Here is a 20,381-nt window from a genome sequence, read left to right as displayed (position 1 = left end):
GAAACCTGAAATCACTAAACAAAATAACGGAGCTAACATCCTGTTAAAGAATGCGCCCCGTTACCAAACTAACCCTATAGTTTGTTTTTTATGAGGTAGATTTTTTCTACAGGATGTTACCCAATTTCACACCAAAATAGATTGTTCTTGGATTTAAAGGACCATAAACGTAACCGGCATCACGAGATGGGCCAAAATCAAAATCATCCTGAAAAGAATTGAAGATATTCTTCATCCCCAAATCAAACTGTAACTTCACATCACTGCCTAAATCGAAATGGTAAGCAAAGTTGATTCCCAAATCCATAAAACGATCTGATTTCACTAAACTTTCCTGAATCTCATTCCCATATTTATCATCTCCTCCGCTTAAGTGAATCAAATTCATTGGTCCGGTATATGAGCCTGATAAGGTAGTAGTAAACTCATGAAGGGGTTTCCAGTTCATTGCAAAATAGCCATACTGCTCTGGCGTTCTCAAAATATCATCAGTAGTAGTATTGGCTGTATCCTCATCCTCTCCCTGATCAACAGCATCATCGTATTTACTGGATTGGATGGTCAAACCCATTTGAAAATCGAATTTATAAGAAGGAGCTAATTTGAATTCAAAATTCATTCCCTTAACGACTGCGCCATTGGCATTTTTTCGAAGCATAACCATATTTCCACTCGCATCTACCTCACTAAATTCATTAAAGAAAGGATCTATTAATTGGGTATTAAAACCCTCTGCAAGAAAATAGGTCTGCATTTTACCAAAGGATTTGGTGTAATCCCAGGATACTGTATAACTGTTTGATTTCTCCTCTGTTAAATCATCAGCCAATTCGTGTGTTATTCTTCTGGCCGTTGAAGCTTCAATGTGTAAATCCTCATCGAAAATTTGCGGAGCTCTAAAACCTCTTGCATAACTAACCCGCAATTGCGAACCTTTAAAGATATCGAATAACACGTTAGCTCTGGGACTAAATACTGTATTTGAATAATTGGACTTTTCCGCAGAATTTTTAATTTCATAGGAATCCATTCTTACACCCAATAGAAATTTTACAGCTCCTAAATCCCATTTACTTTGAGCAAATGCACCTATGGTATTTGAGGTTTGATCGGCAATGTTGGTTGTTTTCACAAATTCATTATTTGTAAAATCATAATACCCCAATTTATCATCTTTCAGACTGTTGTAAACATTCTCTAACCCAAGAGTGATATCGGCAGGAGCGAAAAATAGATTATCAAACTTTGTAAAGAATTGCACTCCGGCAGAAACAGCCAAATCATCAGTTTGACCATACGCACCATAATCAGGAATTGGTGTAGATAATTCTGCACCATTTTCATCATAAATAGTGGCAGCTCCATAGTAACTATCTCTATCGATACTTTGTCCCGAAGCGTAAACAGACAATTTACTGATTCGATCCTGGCTAAAGTATTGATCCCAGGCCAAACTTCCTGAATTAATACGATGACTTACTTCTTCGGCAACAGTAGCTTCGTGAGCTTTTAAATTTAGCTGATCTCCTCCTCTTCGGTACTCATCAACTACATGATATTCCAAAGTTAATTTGGCTAAATCTGAAAGACGATGATAAGCACGCAAACCGGCACTTATATTTTTCAATTTAACCATGTCGGAATAACCATCCTTATTTGCATCCCAATCGTCGCGCTGACGGTTCACACCAAAAATAAATATCCCGCTGTTATGATCTTCAGAAACAACTGACGCATTAAAATCGGCAGTCATATCACTGGCAGCATCTCCACCACCATCAACACCAATACCTACAGCTCCATATTTAACTCCTGCTTTAAAAGTATTGGCAACAGGATCTTTTGTAATGATATTAATTGTTCCGGCAATTGCATTCCCTCCAAAAAGAGCTGAACCACCTCCGCGTACAATCTCTACACGCTGAATCATACTTGCCGGAATGTGTTCCAATCCGTATACTCCGGCCAATCCGCTAAAAATAGCTCTGCTGTTAATTAATATCTGCGTATATGGTCCTTCCAAACCATTCATTCTTACTTGCGAAAAACCACAATTGTTACAATTATTCTCTACTCGTAAACCCGGAGAAAAAACCAAACCATCAGCCAAGTTTGCTGATGATGTTTGTTCCAGCAACTTAGTAGATATAGAATTCACAACAACCGGAGCATCTTTTCGCTGAATACTATTTCGATCGGCCGTAACCACAACCTGATCCAGGCCAATAAAATCTTCTGCTATTCTAAATTCAAGAACAGAGCTCTTTCCTCCTTTTAGTTCCAATTCCTTCTTATCCAATTTGTATCCTACACAAGAGGCAATTACATGATAATGCCCCACAGGAACATTCTCGATTACAAATTCACCATCGAAATTTGTTACTGCTCCCATGCTCAATCCTTCAAGAGCAACACTGGCATAAGGAATGGGTTTGCTGCTGTTACTGTCAATCACTTTTCCTTTTACACTTGAAGTAATATTTTCGGCAGAAACAGAAAATGCCAGACTAATTAGCACAGCAATGCTAATAGATAGATGAGTTAGTAATCTCATTATAAGGTATATTTTTTTGATGTTTGTATTTATTGATATACATAACACTCCCTCATACTATCAACCAGTATCAGGAAACAGTTACATACTCTAATTTTAAATGGACCTTTTCAGGTGATAATAAAGGTGTTACAGGAAGGCAGGTGGAGCCCTGTTGTCAAGAAGAGAACTTATAATTCCTTTCTTAATAAAAAGGTGGTAGACATTACTAATTTCATAAGATTTTCCTATTAATGCAGCTAAATAGAATACAGAAGCGAGCGCAAACAGGAAACTCGTAAATTGTTGCAATGAAAAACATTCATGAGAAGAATGATGATGATTTGTTGTTCCGTTAGAACTCCCTGATTTTTGATAGGGATGAGCATGAACGATTAAAGTTCCATCAACTTGTCTATGAACGTGCCAATTAAAAACAGCATTACCCGCCAACAAAATCATTGCCGGGAGCAGTATACTTACAATTGCTATTTTTATTTTTCGAAAACCGTTCATGTACGAATTAAATTGGCATTAACATTACGGTTCAAAAGTAGGAAGTCGTGATTCGTTTAACAATACCTATATGTTGGTATTCATAAACACCAAGCATGTTACTTAACATGATTTTCATTAAAAAGATTGAAATATTCCTGTACAACATCCTCAGAAGCAACTAAATCGGATTCCAAAACAGGCTTAGATTTTCTGATTCGGGAAATGTAATCTTCTTTGGAGCAAACCATCTCGTTCTGATACAAATACCAAAACTGAACGTAAACCCACAAATCATTTCCCGGGCCAAATTGTGCTCGTAATTCGTAAGCTTTTTCCGTTAGTTCTTCTATTCCTGATCCAAATCGGTAAAACATATTTTTAAAAGGTACCGGGTGCACACCGGTTTGCTTTGCCTCATCAAAACGATAATCTCCAAATTCGATTAGCTGCTGTATTTCTGTTTTTCCTTCAAATTGTGCATCGATAACCGGTAGTGATGGAATTAGCTGTAGTAATTGAGAGAAAGAAATGGAAAGCTTATTTTCAACAACTTTGGCAAAATCCGTAAGGTGATTTTTCAAAGAATCATTTGATGTTGTCTCTACCAATTCTGAACTGATAATATCATCTTCGTTGAATTCATTCTCACGTTTCACGATTCGGTTTATTTCCTGAATAATCATCCTAACAAATTGCCTGTTATCCAATTGTGAATCGCAAACAATCATAAAATAATCCTGATACCTAAGCATTCTTATCAAAACACCATCCAGACTAAACTTCAAACTTCGTTTTAAGAATAAGTCTTTTTTATGCAACCAGAACCTGATTTCGGTCTTGGTCTTTGTTTTATTTATCGCTGAAAAAGAAAGCTGCGATTGATAGGAAATGGTATACGTTTTAGAATTTGCATCTACTTTATCGCAACATACAATCTCTGAGTTGCTTTTTATCTCTGTTGTAACATGATTTAGAATTACAGCTCCCTGTTGAACTGCACTTTTCAGTAAAGAAAGTAACAAGCGATTTGTTGAGATCTTAAATTCCTTATCAATGTAAACAGCATCATCTGCTTCTGTAATAAGAGCCGATTCGTATTTTGAAATATCCTTATCACGAATACTTCCCGAAAATATTTTTTCCCATTTTGAAGCGTTTCGTTTTACTTTTAAATATTCATCGGGTAAAATTAAATGAGGGAAACGGTTTCGAAAAGCAAGAACTAAAGGATGTGTACTTTCCGAAGTATCAACAATCGGATGCAAAGATTCTTGAAAATCATTTTCGGTTAAAATGGCGCATTTATATCCGTTAACAACAGCCAAAAGAGCAAACAGAACCTCCTTTATACCAACACTTAGTATTACAAAATCGAATTGAGTATTTGCTGCTGTTTCAAAAAACTTATCTCTTTTTAACACGGAATATTGCAAGGAGTCCACCATTTTACTTTTATTAACTTATTTTTGTTTTGAATCTTTGTAATTTTGTTGCCTAATAATCAAATATCAAAACTAATCAATTTGAAAAAGATAGCGTTTTATATCCTTTTGGGATTTGCAATTTCAACCTTACTATATTCATGTGCACGAAAGGGAATGCCTACCGGAGGACCTCTTGATCATACAGCTCCAAAGGTTACATTGACCAAGCCTCAAAACTACTCAACAAACTTTAAAGGTGGAAAAGTAGAAATTTTCTTTGATGAATTTGTTCAGCTAAAAGATATAAGTTCAAATTTCACAATTTCCCCGCCACTAAAAAAGAAACCTTTGGTGAAATTAAAAGGTCGTTCTATCTATGTGAAGTTAGAAGAGAAACTTCGTGAAAACACAACCTATACTCTCGATTTTGGAAATGGCATTGCCGATAACAATGAAGGGAATCCTTTGGGAGAATATCAATTTGTTTTCTCAACAGGTAACCAACTGGATTCATTAAGCATTAAAGGAAAACTAGATAATTCCTTCAATCAATTACCCGTTGAAAAAGCAATGGTAATGGCTTACTTAAATACGAATGATTCTGTTCCCTTTACAGTAATTCCAAGTTATGTTGCTAAAACCGATTCGGCAGGTTATTTTCAGCTGAATAATTTGAGCAGCGGAGATTATAAGCTATTTGCAATTGTTGATGGAAACCGCGATTTTCTGTACAATGGCCCCGGCGAAATGATCGGTTTTAGCAATGACATTATTACGCCGACAGTGCATACTTACGAACAATTGGACAGCATTAGTGCTGACTCCCTTGTTGTAAGACAAATGATGACAACAGAACCGTCAAATATTTACCTTAGAATGTTTGATGAAGAAAATCCTCTGCAATACCTTACAACCTACAAAAGAGAACGAAGAGAACAGATCTATTTTGAATTTAACTCGAAAAGAACTGATAGTCTTAAAATTGATTTTATTGATGTTGATGAAGATCCAAATTGGTTTTTGCTTGAAAAAAATAGAACAAACGATACTCTTTCCTATTGGATAACCGATTCGACTATTTACCAAAGAGATACTCTTTTGGCGAAACTGGAATATTTAAAAACTGACTCGTTGGGTAAACTTGTAAGCTTTACCGATACAGTTAAATTAAATTATAAGGCTCCTAAAAAAGCAAAAGCTTCGAGGAATAAAAAGAAACAGGCAAAAATTAAAATTCCTATGTATGAATTTAAATTCAATGCCAGTAGTTCCCAGGATTTAAATAAAGATGTAATTATTGATTTTAATGAGCCTCTTGCCGAAATCAACAAAGACAGTATTCATTTGTATCAAGTTCAGGATACATTACTAATACCTGTTGATTATAAAATAGAGCAAGATTCTGCTGCTATTCTTCGTTATCATATAAAAATTGACTGGAAAGCAGAAACCCAATATAAAGTTGAGTTTGATTCTACCGCATTTCGCAATATTTATGGTTTGTACAGCGATAAATACAATGGGAAAATGACAACCCGGGAAGAAGAATATTACGGAAAAATCTTATTGAATGTATCCAACGTAAAAAAGCCGCTGATTGTTCAACTATTAAAAAACAATAAAAGTGAAGGGATTGTTCAGACAAAAAGGATTTATTCCGATCAAACCGTAATATTCGATTATTTAGCTCCTGACACCTATATCATTAAATTAATTGTAGATGAGAACGACAACGGTAAATGGGACACAGGCAATTACAAAGAAGGTCTTCAGCCTGAAATGGTTCATTACTTTAGAAAAGAAATTAAAGTCCGTTCGTATTTCGATGTAGAAGATCGTATTTATATTCCGGAAAATGGTCCGGAAATAAATTTCAATCAGCATTTAATAGAACTTGAGCAAAAAAGGCAGAAAAAGCTTGAAAAAGCATTACTGAAAGATGCTGAAAAAAATAAAAAGAAAACAAGAACCAAAAACAACAATTAGATATGTCAGTACTTCTGGAATTTGCTATTTTCCCAACCGACAAAGGTGATAGCGTAAGCAAACAAGTTAGTCAGGTTATTGAGTTGATCCGCGAAAGCGGTATTAGCTACCAGCTAACAGCAATGGGAACGCTGATTGAGACTGATGCGTTACCGGAAGCTTTAGCGCTTGTGAACCGCTGTTATGATCTTTTAGCAGACGATTCTGAACGTGTTTATACTACAATGACGATTGATATTCAGAAGAACAAACACAATCGACTAAAAACCAAAGTAGAAGCCATCGAAAATAAGATTGGCAAGGTTAATAAATAGGTTTAATTAATTATCGTGTTAAAGAAAATATCCTTTCTAATTCTTATCATCCTGATGTGTTTTGCCCAAGACATGAAATCTCAGTGTGTCGTAGAAAATTTTGCATTTCAATCGGGCGAAAAATTAGTTTTCAGAGGGTACTACAACTGGGGATTTATTTGGGTTGCTGCGGGTGAAGTTGAACTGTCTGTAAAAACAGACCAGTTTCAAAATAAAGAGGTATTCAAAATAAAAGGCGAAGGCAAAAATGCGAAAGCATTCGACTGGTTTTTTAAGCTTAGAGATACATTAAGCTGCTATGCCGACGCTAAAACTCTTGCTCCACTCTACTTCGACAGACGAACTCATGAAGCCAAATACGATGCACATCATGAGTATTGGTTTGATTACAAATCGAATCAGATTAGATCACAAATTCAGAAACGCGATAAGCCTGTAAAACTCGATACGCTAAAAAACAAGCCCTGCACTTTCGATATTTTATCGGTTGCCTACTACGTGCGGAATCTCGATTTCTCGAAATACAAGAAAGGCGATAAAATTCCGATTTCGATGCTGATTGATAATGAAATTCACTCCCTATACATTCGTTATCGCGGATTGGAAACCATCAAAGCAAATTCGGGTGAACGTTTCGAATGCCTCAAATTCTCTCCCCTTTTGGTTGAAGGCACCATGTTTAAAGGTGGCGAAGACATGACCGTTTGGCTAAGCAACGACGACAACCGCATTCCGATTATGGTGGAAGCAAAAGTGTTGGTTGGCAGTGTTAAGGGAATTCTGGAGAGCTACGACGGCCTGCGAAACACCAAAAATTCTTTCTTCAAGAGTAACAAAGGGAATCTTGATATTGCGGAATAAGATTTTTTCTGACCGGTTCCCGGACTAGTAGTGGTTCGATTTATTGCAAAAACTTTAGGGCAAAATCTTCCGCTGCTTTTTCCAAATAGGCAAAAGCATTCTGAATGGAATCTTCAATACTTGCGGCATATTGGGTAACTTCGGATATGTGATGGATATTCATTTCTTTTACTCTTGCCTCATCGAGATCAACAAGGCCGCAAAAGATTGTCAGTTTTTGATCACTAACGGAATCCAATACACCGCGAATAACTTTCCCCGAGAAGGTCTGCTCATCCAATTTTCCTTCTCCGGTAATTATCCAATCGGCACCTTTAATGAGCGCATCAAAATTGGCCTCCTTTTTTAGTAAATCGATGCCTGAATTCAAGGCTGCATTTAAAAACAGAATGCACCCGGCGCCCAAACCACCTGCTGCGCCTGCACCACTTATTTGCTGTAAATCGAGTTCAAATTGTTTTTTAACCACTTCGTTAAAATGCTGTAAGCCGGCATCCAATTCCAGTACCATTTTTGGTGCAGCTCCTTTTTGCGGAGAGTAAATATAAGCCGCTCCATTTTCGCCAAACAAAGGATTATCCACATCGCAGGCAACTTCGAACTTTACGCTTTTTAGTCTTGGATGAACTGCCGAATGATCAATGGAATTGAGGAGAATTAAATCTTTTCCAGTACCTTTCAACTCATTATTATTTTCATCGAAAAAGACGTAACCCAATGCCCGCGCCATGCCCAAACCGGCATCGTTGGTTGCACTTCCTCCAATACCCAAAATAATGTGTTCTGCACCTTTGTCCAGCGCATCTTTAATTAATTCGCCGGTTCCATAAGTACTTGTCAGCATTGGATTTGCCTCATCGCCTTTTAGCAAACGAATTCCCGAAGCTTCAGCCATCTCAATGTAAGCGGTCTTTTTCTCTTTGGAATACAAATAGGAGGCATTAATCTCTCGATGCAGCGGATCGTGAACCTCGATGGAGTTCATTTCTCCTGCCAGATAAAAGTTCAGGACTTCGATGGTTCCATCGCCGCCATCGGCCAACGGTAGTTTGATGATCTCAACATCAGAAGTGTGTTTTCTGATCCCTCTCTCAACAGCATCACAAAATTCAATTCCGGTTAAGGAGCCTTTGAATTTATCCGGAGCTAAAATAATTTTTGTCATCATTGGTGAGTTATACCAGATTAACATCAAAACTCATCTTATAAAATAATTCTTTTAGATTTACCCAAGTCATACCTGACAGGGTCGGCTTGTTTACAGTCAGAGCATGACCAGCCTGAGATTTTAATTGATACATCATTTCTACGAAATGAAAAAAAAGGAGCTTATTGTTTATCTATTTTAATCTCAAAAAGTTTAGGCCATCTTTTACCGGTAACAAACAAACGATTATTAATAGAATCCCATGCTATTCCATTCAATACCTCGTCTCCCTCTACCAATATTTTCTTGTCGGCCAATTTTAAAATCTTACCTAAATTTAAATTGCCTTCCACTCTTCCCGTTTCCGGATTTATAATTACAATGCGGTCGGTAAGCCAAACATTGGCATAAATTTTTCCATTTATGTATTCCAATTCATTCAAATTGGTTACCATTCCCGAATTATCATACACTTCAATTATTCTCTTCCAACTATAATTGTCAGCATCAAGAACTGTCAGCACATTTGTCCCATCCGAAAGAATCAACTCATTGTTAACTGATGTAATTCCCCAACCTTGATGATTAGTTGTATTTGGCTCAAAAGTATCCTCCTGTTCAAAAGTTACAGGATCAACAACAAAAACTTTTTTCGCATTCCAGGTCAATTGAATAATTTTACCCTTAGAAAACGTAATTCCTTCCCCAAAATATTCCTGCTCTAGATTCTTAACCGAAAGAGCCTCACCATCCTCTAATTTAACCTTACGCAAAGTAGATTCTCCTCTTTGCCCTGTTCCCTCATATAGAAATCCTTCATGATAAAACAATCCTTGGGTATAAGCACCTCTATCGTGGGGAAACTCATTTACAATTTTATATGAATATTCAACTGGCGGAATATTTGTTTTTAAATCTACAAAAGTAGAAACAACACCAATGGTACCATCCTCATGATAAGCCATCACCTTCAGGTTGTGTTTCCCCATTTTTTGATCCTCAGGAACCCATTTCATAATCCATGGCTCATCGGTCAAACTTCCAATTAAAGTCTCGTCAGCCCAAAACTGGGCAGAGTCTATTCCGGCCGCCCTATTTCTGGGAGTCATTTCTATTTCAACATCTCCTCCCATGGTATACAAATCACCCCGATGCGGTTGTTTTAAACGCAAACTATTAACAATCACTGTCGTTTTTTCTGTCTGCTCATCAAGGCTTTTATCGGTAAGCTTATTATTGTTTACACTCTTGCCATTACACGAGACTAACAGCAAAGAACAAACAAGCGATAAAAAAGAGTGAGTATTCATAGTAATTCTTTTAGGATAAAACGATCAGTTAAAACAACAATTAGTTTTGGATGCAGTATGGTATTACAAGCTTTAAAATTAGCTAAAAAATAAAAAACTGCCCTGATACATCAGGACAGTTTGTATTATTTTAAAATTTCCCACTCGTAACCGTCTTTGGTGTCTTTTACAACAATGCCCAAATTGGTCAATTCATCTCGTATTTTATCGGCGGTAGACCAATCTTTATTCTTTTTGGCCTCGTCGCGGGTCGAAAGCAGCAAACGAACAACCTTATCGAGTATTTCGTTATTCCCTCCTGATTCACCTTCATCTTTCAAGCCCAACACGTCAAACACCAAATTGTGATACAAATCCTTTAATCCTGCAAGATCAGAAGCAGTAATCGTTTCCTTTCCAACAACTAATGAATTAATCATCTTCACTCCATCAAACAAGTGAGCAATTAATATCGGTGTATTAAAATCATCATTTAATGCCTCATAGCACTTCGCTTTTAATTCCTCTACTGAATTGGAAGAAGAAGCCGATGCTTGTATTTTATCTATCGTTGCAACAGCCGTCATCAAACGTTTAAAACCTTTCTCTGCAGCCTGAAGCGCATCGTTCGAAAAATCCAACGGACTGCGGTAATGAGCCTGAAGCATGAAAAAACGAACTGTCATCGGACTGTATGCCTGCTCCAATACATCATTCTCTCCTGAAAACATAGAAGATAAATTCACAAAGTTTCCCAATGATTTACCCATCTTCTGACCATTGATGGTGATCATGTTGTTATGCATCCAGTATTTTACGGCTTCGTGACCATTCGAGCCTGTTGATTGAGCAATCTCACATTCGTGATGCGGAAATTGCAGATCCAGTCCACCTCCGTGGATATCAAATTTAGCACCCAGATATTTCTGACTCATTGCAGAACATTCCAAATGCCAGCCAGGAAATCCATCACTCCATTTCGAAGGCCAGCGCATAATATGCTCCGGAGTCGCTTTTTTCCAAAGAGCAAAGTCAAAACTGTTTTTCTTTTCACTTTGTCCTTCTAAATCGCGGGTGTTTGAAAGCAACTCTTCAATTTTTCTTCCTGATAACTTGCCGTAATCGTATTTTTCGCTGTATGCTTTCACATCAAAATAAACAGAACCTTCACTCTCGTAGGCAAACCCATTCGCAAGCAATTTATCAATCACCTCCATTTGCTCAATAATATGTCCTGATGCACGAGGCTCGATACTTGGCTTCAATACATTCAAATCATTCATATCATTGTGATAACGATCGGTGAAAAACTGCACAATTTCCATTGGCTCCAGTTGTTCCAAACGAGCCTTTTTGGCAATTTTATCTTCGCCCTCATCTGCATCATTCACCAAATGTCCTACATCGGTAATGTTTCTAACGTAGCGAACTTTATATCCAAGATGCATTAAGTAACGAAAAACCAAATCGAATGTGATTGCTGGTCGGGCATGACCCAAATGCGCATCTCCATATACTGTCGGACCACATACATACAGCCCAACATGGGGAGCATTAATGGGTTCAAACAATTCTTTCTTACGATTTAGTGTATTATAAATGAACAACTTATTTTCCATAACTGTAATATAATCGAAATTCTATTGGGTGTGTAAAATTATAAAAAATTATTGCTCGCCATAAAATATCTTGCGAATAACTTTAGAATTCTGATAGATAGGCACCATTTTATCCTGATTCCCAACTTTACCAAGGAATAAACTACGTGAATAAAACTCCATTCAACTCAAAAATTTGAGCTTAAAATCAACAATCCAACTTTGTGTTCAATCATAATCCACTCTTTTTATTGTCTATATAGATTCCTTCACTATCTTTGTGACATAAAATATTCTTTCCAATATCCTTAATTGCGATTACCGTCATTAGCAAGATTACCAGAATACATTCACTTTCCTCATTGAATGTAAAGGAAAATCAATAAAGGAAATAACAACAAAAAAAATATAGAAATTGATCTAATTTGGAAGGTGAGATGTGACACATAGGCTGAGAAGAAAATCTTAAGAATGTAATAATAATTATACCATTATAAATACATTTTTTATTCTTACTTTAAACTGTCAACTCATACAAGGTTAATTCAATAGTAGAATTATAAAATTTAAGAAATGTCAAAAAAAAATAAAAAAGAACATAGAAAAGGAAGTCCAACACATAACCGCCAAAGTCTTTCAAAACTAATTGATGGAATATTCGCTCAAAACCCAACTAAAACACTTAATTACAAACAAATTTCAAGTGAACTGGGAATTAAAGACATGGGCACAAAACAGCTTGTAGTCGGAATTCTTTGCGATATGGTTGATTTAGATGTTTTAAGTGAAATCTCCACTGGAAAATACAAATTGAAATCGAAAATTGGCAATATTACCGGCAAAGTAGATATGACTGCGCGTGGATCTGCATTTATTGTTTCGGAAGAAATTGAAGAAGATGTTTTTGTATCACAGGCAAATTTAAACAGAGCTTTACATGGCGATATCGTTAAAGTTTCCTTGTATGCACGTAAAAAAAGCAAACAACCCGAAGGTGAAGTGGTTGAAATCGTTAAAAGAAAGAAAACCACTTTTGTAGGAATCGTTGATGTGTCCAAGAATTACGCATTTCTGGTCTCTTCCGGCAAACAAATGCCATACGATATATTTATTCCTTTGGCAAAGTTGAATGGAGCTCAGAATGGCGATAAAGCAATTGCACAAATAACTGAATGGCCAAAAAAATCGAAAAATCCGGTTGGTCAGATTACAACTGTTTTGGGTAAACCAGGCGATAACAATACCGAGATGCATGCAATTCTGGCTGAGTTTGATCTGCCACATATTTTCCCTGAAAATGTAAACGAAGCCGCAGAGGAAATATCCGATGTAATAACAAAAGAAGAAATTGCTCTTCGCAGAGACTTCAGAGAGGCTACAACCTTCACCATCGATCCGCACGATGCGAAAGATTTTGATGATGCGTTGTCGATTCGGGCTTTGGAGAATGGAAACTGGGAAATTGGTGTTCACATTGCTGATGTTACACATTACGTGAGAAAAGGGAGTATCATTGAACAAGAAGCTTTTGACAGAGCAACCTCTGTTTATTTGGTAGACCGGGTGGTTCCAATGTTACCGGAACGTTTATCGAACGGAATATGTTCATTGAGACCCAATGAGGAAAAATTAACTTTTTCTGCTGTTTTCGAAATGGATGATACTGCAGATGTAATCAATACATGGATTGGTAAAACCGTAATTAATTCGAACCGACGATTCACCTACGAAGAAGCACAGGATATCATTGAAACAGGAGCAGGAGATTTTAGTGAAGAAGTTCTTGAATTGGATAAACTGGCTAAATTGCTGCGCAAAAGAAGATTCAAAAAAGGAGCAATTGATTTTGATCGTTTCGAAGTGAAATTCGAAATTGATGAAACAGGAAAACCTACACGCGTTTATTTTAAAGAATCAAAAGATTCGAACAAGCTGATTGAGGAATTTATGCTTTTGGCGAACAAACGCGTTGCTGAAGTAATTGGAAGAGTACCAAAAGGAAAAACCGCTAAAACGTTTATTTACAGAACTCATGATCAACCAAATCCGGAGAAATTAAATACCTTCAACCAATTTATTCAAAAATTCGGATACAGTCTTAAAACGACAAATCCGGGAGCAATATCAAGTTCGCTAAACGCTTTATTGCACGATGTAAAAGGCGAAAACATTCAGAATCTGGTTGAAACCCTGGCAATTCGTTCCATGGCAAAAGCTGAATATTCTACTGTAAATATTGGTCATTATGGCTTGCATTTCGATTATTACTCACACTTCACCTCGCCAATTAGAAGGTATCCCGATATGATGGCTCACAGATTGCTGGAGAAATATTTCTCAGGTGCTAAATCGGTAAATAAAGAGAAGTACGAAGAGTATTGCCGACATTGCAGTGAAATGGAGCAAAAAGCGGCACAAGCCGAACGCGCATCTATAAAATACAAGCAAGTAGAATTCATGCAGGAACATGTTGGGCAAGAATTTACAGGAACTATTTCAGGTGTTACCGAATGGGGATTTTACGTGGAATTGGATGAAAATAAATGCGAAGGAATGGTTTCGATTCGTGAATTAGAAGACGATTTCTACGAATTCGACGAAGACAACTATTGTATTGTTGGACGCAATCATCGTAAAATTTATCAATTGGGAGATAAAGTTGAAATTTTGGTTGCCAAAGCAAATTTAGTTGCCAAGCAACTTGATTTTGTATTAGCTGATTCAGAGAAAAAAAATTAATTCATAAGAAATATAAGGTTGGGATTTCCTATTTGAAATCCAACCTTTTTTCTATTGTTAATCAACTTAATAAAACACATTTCTTAATAAATGATAAAATGAGAGGCATCATTTCATTCATCCACTCTTTTTATGTAATTTTGATTGAAACCCGCACATATTAATAAAGGTAAGGTTCCGCATGAAAAAGATATTAATAATTGATGATGATCCAACTATTTGCCTGATGCTTCAGGGCTTGCTAAAGCGTAAAAACTTTGACGCAGATACAGTGTTTTCTGCTGGAGAAGCATTGAAAAAATTGGAGAACAATCAATTTGATCTTGTATTAAGTGATTTCCGTTTGCCTGATTTTGATGGATTGGAACTTCTTCAGAAAATCAAATCCATGCATCCACACGTTCCTGTTATTATTATGACCTCTTATGCTGATATAAGAACCGCTGTGAGTGCAATAAAAATGGGCGCGTTTGAATATGTAACCAAACCGCTTAACCCAGATGAAATTCTCTTGCTAATCAATTCTGCTCTTGCAAAATCAGAAGATCCAAAGAGTTCTAAAAATTCAAAAGAGAAAAAGAACAAGGAAGAGCTTGAATTTGTTAGTGGAAACAGTTCAAATTCCTTACAAATTGATCAATACATTAAATTGGTAGCGCCCACAGACATGTCAGTTATTATTGAAGGTGAGAGCGGTACTGGAAAAGAAATTGCTGCCCGAAGAATTCACTTTGACAGTAAAAGAAAAAAGAAGGCTTTCGTTGCCGTTGATTGTGGTGCTTTATCTACAGATTTAGCAGGAAGCGAACTATTCGGTCATATAAAAGGTTCATTTACCGGAGCTATAAACGATAAAGAAGGTCAATTTGAATCAGCTCAGGGAGGCACCTTGTTTCTTGACGAAATCGGAAATTTATCCTATGAAATTCAAATGAAGCTATTAAGAGCTTTACAAGAACGTAAAGTTCGTAGAATTGGAAGCAATAAAGATATTGATGTTGATGTCCGGATTGTTGTCGCTACCAACGAAGACTTATCAGTAGCAGTAAATAATGGAGACTTTAGAGAAGATCTTTACCATCGTTTAAACGAATTCAAAATTACTGTTCCTTCCTTGCGAAACAGAATTGAAGACATTGATCTGTTTTCGAATTATTTTCTTGAACTATCAAATAATGAGCTAAATAAAGAAATCACAGGATTTAGCACTGAGGTTTTGGAAAAATTCAAATCCTATTCATGGCCGGGCAATTTAAGAGAACTTCGAAATGTTATAAGAAGATCTGTTTTGCTTAGTCCTGAAAAGAAAGTAGAACTAACCAGTTTACCCAATGAAATCTTAAATGACAATGCCAATAGTAGTTTTGTTGTAGAAGGTTCCAATCTTAAATTAATTCAGGCCGCAAACGAAAAGGAACTAATTGTATCCACGCTCCGAAAGGTGAATTATAACAAATCGAAGGCCGCGAGAATGCTTAATATCGACAGAAAAACCCTATACAATAAGATCAGACAATACGGAATCGATATTTAAAAATAGACTTAGGCAATCATTTCATCCTGAATAGATGATATTACTAAATTAGTGTTGGCAGTAACAGTTGCAACCAACTCTCTTATCTCTTCGTGGTTTAGTTCAGTATTTTCTTTTTTATGAAGAATGGTTTCCAATCGCGTTAAGATAGGAACCACAATTACAACCCTAAGCTGGTTAAACGAAGAAAGCATCTTATGAGCAATTTCACCAATTGCCGGATAATTTTTATCAATCAAAGCTCTATTCAATAAATCGACATTTTCTTGTGCAGAGACAATAAACTGCTCCAATATCTGATTAACTAATCCCTGATCATCGGAGGTAAACTGCTTAATTTGAGTTAAGTCAAACAGATCATCCGAATTTATTTCATCAGAACGAATCCTTTCAATATTCTTCTCCTCTTCTGCATCTTCAAATAAATTACAAAGCATATTTATCAAATTTACTTCATCAAACGGTTTCACAAGACAATCAGTCATCCCAGAATGGATATACTTTTTTAAATCAGACTCTCTCACATTTGCCGTTAAAGCAATAATTGGAATTTTAGATTTTTGAGTCTGTTCCAACTTTCTAATATTTTTGCACAGCTCAATTCCACCCATTTCCGGCATATGAATATCTGTCAGAATCAAATCGTAATCTTTTTGCCTGATCAAATCAAAGGCTTTGGATCCATCTTCCACAAAATCGGCTTGTAATTCCCAGCTGGAAAAAATGGTTTTTAGCAGTAATAAACTGTACGGATCATCATCTGCAACCAAAAAAGACCTTTGCTTTAAATAATCAGGAATTTTAAGCTCTTGTATTCCCTTAAACTCAGCAGGCTCCTCTTTCGATTCCAATAGTGATATTCGTAAAGTAAAACAAGAGCCTTCTCCCAACTTACTTTCCACGAACAAATCTCCCCCCAACAATCGTGATAATCTTCTGCTAATTGCCAAACCGAGTCCGGTTCCCCCATACTTTCTTGCCGAAAACGAATCAGCCTGACTAAAATCTTCGAAAACTGTCTCCAATTTATTCTCATCAATTCCAATTCCTGTATCAATTACTTTTACTTCGAACATAAAGTACTTATCGATTTGAATAACCGATGATTTGATTCTAACAGCCCCCTTAGGAGTAAATTTTATGGCATTACTACCCAAATTCAATAGAATCTGTTTAATTCGAAACGGATCACTATCTAAATTAATCTGAGAATCACCATCGTATTCCCAGGTAAAATCAATATCTCTGTTTTCAGCATTAATTTTCAGAACATCATATACGTCAAAAACAAGTGAATAAGGATGAAACGGTATATTTTCAATATGCAGTTTTCCAGCTTCTATTTTCGACAAATCGAGAATTTCATTGACCAAACCAAGTAAATGTTTCGAAGAGTTTTTAAGAACCCGTAGGAATCCCTGCTGCTGATCTTCCAATTTTGTTTTATCGAGCTGATTTGTAAAACCTAAAATGGCATTAAGAGGAGTTCTTATTTCATGACTCATTATGGCTAAAAAATCTTCTTTCACTTTTGCCAACTTTTCTGCTTTCCCTTTAGCAACAATTAATTCTTTTCTATAAAAATTACTTTTGGTGATATCCGTAAGAATGAAAATTATAAACAAGATACCCAGCACAAATCCAACAATGATGATCACAGAAATAATAAATATCGAATTACTGGCAATCTCTTTTGCACTATCCGATTCATGAGTTAATTGCTCCAATCTTTCCTTTTCCAACTGATGCAATAAAATTTTAATCTTGTCCCACATTAAAGAATTCTCCTCAACTAACCGCAATTCCTCATTCGAAACAATCTCTCTGTTCAATCGCTCTTTGGCCTGAGCAGTAAGTAACATAGTCTCCAAACTTCTCAGCAAACTATCGGCTTGTGGCAAATAACTTGTATCAATCTGAATTTGAGTTCGTTGAATTACAGTTTCAATGGAATCTATTTTAGTCTCACTCTTTTTTCCACTAAAAAGTCTTGCAACAAATCCTTTCTTCTTCTCTTTTACCTCGGTAGGACTTACAACTGTATCCAAAAAGGTAGTGGTAGTGGTAGTTGTCTTGATTTTGGTTTTAGTGGCATCAGAAACCTCACTAAGCTGTTGCATGGCTTTTTGCGAAAGATTTTCCTTTTCTTTTGACCTTTTTAGTTCAACAAACCTCTCTAATTTATCCGCACGTTCCTCTAGTAAATAATTCATTGAATCAATTAAAAGAAACGATTTACTGCTATCATCACTATAATATCTTAGCGAATCCAAATCACTTTGTATCTCAATAATATTATCAGCATATTTAGCCAAGTAACGCTCTTTCTTTGTTAAAGAATAAATTCTGATCTTATTTTCAGCCTCCGATAAATTGGTGAGAATTCGATTCATCCTGGCAATCTCGGCATCTGGTTTCGATAAGAAATCCACCGAATCCAAAAGTTTATTATAAGACTGATAAGCAATCAAAACAGAAGCAAAAATAGCCAGGAATACAAATATATACCCTGCAACTACTTTTACCTTTATATTACTTCTATTTTCTGATACCATTTGAATTTATTTGTTTTCTTATATCACCGCAAGGTTTAAATTCTTTAAGGTAAAGTTAATAAGAATATTTTTAGTCCGTGCTCAAAATACTGGTACACATTCCTTTAAACAACCCTTAACCTTTTGGGTATTTTATACCCATAAATTGGGGAAATATTCCCCAACTCCAATTCCTCAACTCTAAAAAAGCAATCATTCACGAAAATGAAACGGCGTATTAAACACTGATAACATGTTAGTTGCAATGAATATATGAATAATATTATTTGGTGTACAATCTTGGCATGATATTCACATATTCAGTAAAAACAAGAAATGAAACCTAATCTCTAAAAACTAATTTATGAAACGTATTCTTATAGCATTGCTAATTGTTCCTTTGTTTATCTCGTGTAATCAAAAAGAGTTAAAACAATTAAGAGAGCAAAACCAGCAACTAACTGTAATGGCTCAAGAAAAAGATTCTTCAATAAATGAATTTATTGGATCATTAAATGCAATTGAAGAGAATCTTGAAATTATAAAGCAAAAAGAAAATATTATTGCAGTTAACTCTGAGAATCCGAATCAATCTCAAAAACAAAAAATTGCAAGTGATTTAACTTCAATCAATAATTTATTAGAACAGAATAAATTGAAAATTGAAGAATTAGACAAAAAATTAAATAATAGCTGGTATCAAAACTCTAAGCTACGTAAATTAACTGATCGTTTAAAAACAGAATTGGAAGCTAAAGAAGGTGAAATTATTGTTCTGAATGACAAAGTAGCTAAACTGAACATTGAAGTGGATAACTTAAATGGACAAGTGACAGAGTTAAATGGAACTGTGTTGGCTTTAAATACTGAAAACGAAAACAAAACAAAAGTAATTGAAAACGCAACAACCGAACTAAATACAGCTTACTATATATTTGGAACCAGCAAAGAATTACAAGAGAAAAATGTTATTACCAAAGACGGTGGATTTATCGGAATTGGGAAAACAGCAGTTCTTAATAAAGATTTTAATACAAGTGAATTTGAAAAAATTGATATCACCAAAGTTACTACTATTCCTGTCATCGGGAAGAAGATTAGTTTTGTAACAAATCATCCAAGTAGCTCTTATAAGGTTGAGGGAGTTGAAACAGTTGAAGGCATTACAATTCTAGATCCGGTTGAATTCTGGAAATCTTCAAAGTATTTGGTAATCGCGGTACGATAATCAATACATGGTTGAGTTTTAAGGTTGTCCAAGAAAGGCTGTCAGGAGTGGCAGCCTTTCTTATGCTTTCTATTTTGTAATCCATATTCAAATGATTAAACTGTTTTGATTGTTCATGAGTTTTTGTATTTTAGTGTTTTAATTTGATTTAAATAAAAATAAGATTCATGAAAGAAGCATATCAAATCAATAAAGTTTATTCTATAATCCTAATACTTGTCGGATTAATTGGAATTACAGCAAGATATTTTGATGTAGGAGATTGGCAACTGACAGCCTTGATTCCTACTTTCTTTGGCCTTATACTGTACTTTTGCACCACAGGCATTCAGAAAGAGAATGCAGCAGTAGGACATGTTGCTGCGCTTGTGACAAGCCTATTGATAATCATGTCTGTAGTGATGCTGTCGAAAGGTATTTTTGGAGATGCCGGATGGGGCAGAAAACAATGGATATTTCTTATTATTATAGCTGGTGGAATATGGAGTTTGCGCAGTCAGATATTATACTTTAAAGCACAACGAAAAAGGAAAGCCAATCAGGCTAAATCATAAAAAAGCCCTAACGGGCTTTTTTAAGCCGTATCCCATGAAGTGTGTAAGTAAAGTTATTCTGATTTTTTCGGAGCCCTTTTCTAGCTCAAGAAAAAAATTGGAAATAACTTTACGTTAGTCTCATATTAAAAGCACACTTATT

At 35.8% G+C, this 20,381-nt stretch carries 14 protein-coding genes; 7 read left to right on the top strand and 7 right to left on the bottom strand.

Going from position 1 to position 20,381, the window contains the following annotated elements; translation table 11 throughout:
• Positions 1-106 precede the first annotated feature (106 nt).
• The 3 genes from QUH73_RS15315 to QUH73_RS15305 form a co-directional block, all read right to left on the bottom strand.
• A complete protein-coding gene (locus QUH73_RS15315) occupies positions 107-2,554 on the bottom strand; it encodes a TonB-dependent receptor (RefSeq protein ID WP_289531315.1) in 2,448 nt (815 codons plus the stop codon).
• Between the two features lie 129 nt (positions 2,555-2,683).
• Positions 2,684-3,049, bottom strand: coding sequence for a hypothetical protein (locus QUH73_RS15310; protein ID WP_289531314.1), 366 nt, complete (start codon positions 3,047-3,049; stop codon positions 2,684-2,686).
• A 98-nt stretch (positions 3,050-3,147) separates the two neighbouring features.
• A complete protein-coding gene (locus QUH73_RS15305) occupies positions 3,148-4,476 on the bottom strand; it encodes a hypothetical protein (RefSeq protein ID WP_289531313.1) in 1,329 nt (442 codons plus the stop codon).
• Between the two features lie 78 nt (positions 4,477-4,554).
• On the opposite strand from QUH73_RS15305, the gene QUH73_RS15300 reads away from it, so the two are divergent.
• From QUH73_RS15300 to QUH73_RS15290, 3 genes are read left to right on the top strand one after another with little or no spacing between them, the layout of a single operon-like run.
• Positions 4,555-6,441 (top strand): Ig-like domain-containing protein, encoded by a 1,887-nt coding sequence (locus QUH73_RS15300; protein ID WP_289531312.1) that lies wholly within the window; start codon positions 4,555-4,557, stop codon positions 6,439-6,441.
• 2 nt (positions 6,442-6,443) lie between these two features.
• Positions 6,444-6,755 (top strand): MTH1187 family thiamine-binding protein, encoded by a 312-nt coding sequence (locus QUH73_RS15295; RefSeq protein WP_289531311.1) that lies wholly within the window; start codon positions 6,444-6,446, stop codon positions 6,753-6,755.
• 15 nt (positions 6,756-6,770) lie between these two features.
• Positions 6,771-7,616, top strand: a complete 846-nt coding sequence (locus tag QUH73_RS15290; protein WP_289531310.1) for a DUF3108 domain-containing protein — start codon at positions 6,771-6,773, stop codon at positions 7,614-7,616.
• A gap of 40 nt (positions 7,617-7,656) precedes the next feature.
• Here QUH73_RS15290 and QUH73_RS15285 read toward each other — a convergent pair whose 3' ends face one another.
• From QUH73_RS15285 to cysS, 3 genes are all read right to left on the bottom strand, one after another.
• Entirely contained in the window at positions 7,657-8,781 is a 1,125-nt protein-coding gene (locus QUH73_RS15285; RefSeq protein WP_289531309.1) for a glycerate kinase, read from the bottom strand.
• 164 nt (positions 8,782-8,945) lie between these two features.
• Complete coding sequence (locus tag QUH73_RS15280) at positions 8,946-10,073, bottom strand: glutaminyl-peptide cyclotransferase (RefSeq protein WP_289531308.1); 1,128 nt, start codon at positions 10,071-10,073, stop codon at positions 8,946-8,948.
• Between the two features lie 125 nt (positions 10,074-10,198).
• Positions 10,199-11,671, bottom strand: coding sequence for a cysteine--tRNA ligase (gene cysS, locus QUH73_RS15275; RefSeq protein WP_289531307.1), 1,473 nt, complete (start codon positions 11,669-11,671; stop codon positions 10,199-10,201).
• 552 nt (positions 11,672-12,223) lie between these two features.
• Between cysS and rnr the strand changes: the two genes are divergently transcribed.
• Both rnr and QUH73_RS15265 read left to right on the top strand, forming a co-directional pair.
• The gene (rnr, locus tag QUH73_RS15270) at positions 12,224-14,389 is read left to right on the top strand and encodes a ribonuclease R (RefSeq protein WP_289531306.1); all 2,166 of its coding nucleotides are present in this window, start codon (positions 12,224-12,226) and stop codon (positions 14,387-14,389) included.
• Positions 14,390-14,570: 181 nt separating this feature from the next.
• Positions 14,571-15,923, top strand: coding sequence for a sigma-54-dependent transcriptional regulator (locus QUH73_RS15265; RefSeq protein ID WP_289531305.1), 1,353 nt, complete (start codon positions 14,571-14,573; stop codon positions 15,921-15,923).
• An 8-nt stretch (positions 15,924-15,931) separates the two neighbouring features.
• Here the strand turns inward: QUH73_RS15265 and QUH73_RS15260 are convergent, their stop codons facing one another.
• Positions 15,932-18,478: a response regulator gene (locus tag QUH73_RS15260; protein ID WP_289531304.1), complete on the bottom strand. Its 2,547-nt coding sequence runs from the start codon at positions 18,476-18,478 to the stop codon at positions 15,932-15,934.
• Between the two features lie 445 nt (positions 18,479-18,923).
• On the opposite strand from QUH73_RS15260, the gene QUH73_RS15255 reads away from it, so the two are divergent.
• Together QUH73_RS15255 and QUH73_RS15250 are read left to right on the top strand one after the other, a co-directional pair.
• A complete protein-coding gene (locus QUH73_RS15255) occupies positions 18,924-19,685 on the top strand; it encodes a Cbp1 family collagen-binding glycoprotein adhesin (RefSeq protein ID WP_289531303.1) in 762 nt (253 codons plus the stop codon).
• Positions 19,686-19,852: 167 nt separating this feature from the next.
• The gene (locus QUH73_RS15250; RefSeq protein WP_289531302.1) at positions 19,853-20,239 is read left to right on the top strand and encodes a hypothetical protein; all 387 of its coding nucleotides are present in this window, start codon (positions 19,853-19,855) and stop codon (positions 20,237-20,239) included.
• The last annotated feature ends 142 nt before the right edge of the window (positions 20,240-20,381 follow it).

This window comes from Labilibaculum sp. K2S (genome assembly GCF_030372765.1).
In the GTDB taxonomy this organism is placed as follows: Bacteria; Bacteroidota; Bacteroidia; order Bacteroidales; family Marinifilaceae; genus Labilibaculum.
Note: the sequence above shows the minus strand (reverse complement) of the source record. Positions and strands in the feature narration are given on the sequence as shown.